The sequence below is a fragment of the Exiguobacterium sp. s128 genome (genome assembly GCF_018618815.1).
Classification (GTDB): Bacteria; Bacillota; Bacilli; order Exiguobacteriales; family Exiguobacteriaceae; genus Exiguobacterium_A; species Exiguobacterium_A antarcticum.
Genome location: NZ_JACSMT010000077.1, coordinates 1 through 2,957 on the forward strand (window position 1 = coordinate 1; position 2,957 = coordinate 2,957).

The 2,957-nt window shown below is 54.0% G+C and carries 1 rRNA gene; it reads right to left on the reverse strand.

Annotated features, from left to right (window positions below):
* Window positions 1-2,907: ribosomal RNA gene (locus KNQ13_RS15465) — 23S ribosomal RNA — on the reverse strand; the annotation flags it as partial.
* Window positions 2,908-2,957: the final 50 nt, after the last annotated feature.

Consider the following 2,957-nt stretch of genomic DNA (forward strand, 5'->3'; position numbering starts at 1 on the left):
GCCTCGACCGATTAGTATCACTCAGCTCCGCATGTCGCCATGCTTCCACCCGTGACCTATCTACCTCATCGTCTCTGAGGGGTCTTTCTTGATTACTCAAAGGGAAATCTCATCTTGGAGGGGGCTTCATGCTTAGATGCTTTCAGCATTTATCCCGTCCGCACGTAGCTACCCAGCGATGCTCCTGGCGGAACAACTGGTACACCAGCGGTGCGTCCATCCCGGTCCTCTCGTACTAAGGACAGCTCTCCTCAAATTTCCTGCGCCCACGACGGATAGGGACCGAACTGTCTCACGACGTTCTGAACCCAGCTCGCGTACCGCTTTAATGGGCGAACAGCCCAACCCTTGGGACCTACTCCAGCCCCAGGATGCGATGAGCCGACATCGAGGTGCCAAACCTCCCCGTCGATGTGGACTCTTGGGGGAGATCAGCCTGTTATCCCCAGGGTAGCTTTTATCCGTTGAGCGATGGCCCTTCCATGCGGAACCACCGGATCACTAAGCCCGACTTTCGTCCCTGCTCGACTTGTAGGTCTCGCAGTCAAGCTCCCTTCTGCCTTTGCGCTCTACGAATGATTTCCAACCATTCTGAGGGAACCTTTGGGCGCCTCCGTTACTGTTTAGGAGGCGACCGCCCCAGTCAAACTACCCGCCTGACACGGTCCTCCAGCCGGATGACGGCTGCGAGTTAGAGACTCTATGCATGAAGGGCGGTATCCCAAGGGTGACTCCTCCGAAGCTGGCGCTCCGGTCTCGACGTCTCCCGCCTATCCTGTACATCATGCACAAAGCCTCAATATCAGGCTGTAGTAAAGCTCCATGGGGTCTTTCCGTCCTGTCGCGGGTAACCTGCATCTTCACAGGTACTATGATTTCACCGGGTCTCTCGTTGAGACAGTGCCCAAATCGTTACGCCTTTCGTGCGGGTCGGAACTTACCCGACAAGGAATTTCGCTACCTTAGGACCGTTATAGTTACGGCCGCCGTTTACTGGGGCTTCGGTTCAAAGCTTCGCTTGCGCTAACCCATCCCCTTAACCTTCCAGCACCGGGCAGGCGTCAGCCCCTATACGTCATCTTGCGATTTAGCAGAGACCTGTGTTTTTGCTAAACAGTCGTTTGGGCCTATTCACTGCGGCTCTACTCAATGTAGAGCGTCCCTTCTCCCGAAGTTACGGGACCATTTTGCCGAGTTCCTTAACGAGAGTTATCCCGCGCGTCTTAGAATTCTCATCCCGCCTACCTGTGTCGGTTTACGGTACTGGCACCTTCCACCTCACTAGAGGCTTTTCTTGGCAGTGTGAAATCGTGACCTTCGTCCCTACGGGACTCCGCATCGTTCCTCGACTTTGATGCCTGACGGATTTGCCAATCAGACGGTCTCGAAACTTACACATGCACTTCCATCCGCATGCGTCACTATCCTCCTGCGTCCCCCCATTGTTCAAACGGTGGATCGGTGGTACAGGAATATCAACCTGTTATCCATCGCCTACGCCTTTCGGCCTCGGCTTAGGTCCAGACTAACCCTGAGCGGACGAGCCTTCCTCAGGAAACCTTGGGCTTTCGACGGAGGGGATTCTCACCCCTCTTTTCGCTACTCACACCGGCATTCTCACTTCCAAACGCTCCACTGCTCCTTACGGTACAGCTTCACAGCGGTTTGGAACGCTCCCCTACCATTCCTTACGGAATCCGCAGCTTCGGTGGTATGTTTAGCCCCGTTACATTTTCGGCGCGGCGCCACTCGACTAGTGAGCTATTACGCACTCTTTGAATGGTGGCTGCTTCTAAGCCAACATCCTAGCTGTCTAGGCAGCGCCACATCCTTTTCCACTTAACATACACTTTGGGACCTTAGCTGGCGGTCTGGGCTGTTTCCCTCTTGACTACGGATCTTATCACTCGCAGTCTGACTCCCGAGTATAAGTTGCCGGCATTCGGAGTTTAACTGAATTCGGTAACCCTGTGGGGGCCCCTAGTCCAATCAGTGCTCTACCTCCGGAACTCTCAACCTCGAGGCTAGCCCTAAAGCTATTTCGGGGAGAACCAGCTATCTCCAGGTTCGATTGGCATTTCACCGCTACCCACACCTCATCCCCGCACTTTTCAACGTGCGTGGGTTCGGACCTCCAGTCAGTGTTACCTGACCTTCATCCTGGACATGGGTAGATCACCTGGTTTCGGGTCTACGACAACGCACTATGGCGCCCTATTCAGACTCGCTTTCGCTACGGCTCCGCCTCATCAGCTTAACCTCGCGCGCTATCGTAACTCGCCGGTTCATTCTACAAAAGGCACGCCATCACCCATTAACGGGCTCTGACTACTTGTAGGCATACGGTTTCAGGATCTATTTCACTCCCCTTCCGGGGTGCTTTTCACCTTTCCCTCACGGTACTGGTTCACTATCGGTCACTAGGGAGTATTTAGCCTTGGGAGATGGTCCTCCCGGATTCCGACGGGGTTTCACGTGTCCCGCCGTACTCAGGATCCACTCTGGAGGGAAAACAGTTTCAGCTACAGGGCTGTCACCTTCTTCGGCCGACCTTTCCAGGTCGTTCACCTACTGTCTTCCTTTTTGACTCCGTATAGAGTGTCCTACAACCCCGGAGAGCATGCTCTCCGGTTTGGGCTGTTCCCGTTTCGCTCGCCGCTACTCAGGGAATCGCATTTGCTTTCTCTTCCTCCGGGTACTTAGATGTTTCAGTTCCCCGGGTCTGCCTCACGCTACACTATGTATTCATGTAACATGTCCCATCCCATTACGGATGGTGGGTTCCCCCATTCGGAAATCCTCGGATCAAAGCATACTTACTGCTCCCCGAAGCATATCGCTGTTCGTCGCGTCCTTCATCGGCTCCTAGTGCCAAGGCATCCACCGTACGCCCTTCATACCTTGATCTAGCATTTTGGTATTCTAAGAACACACGTCTAATGACATGGTTATAAAAA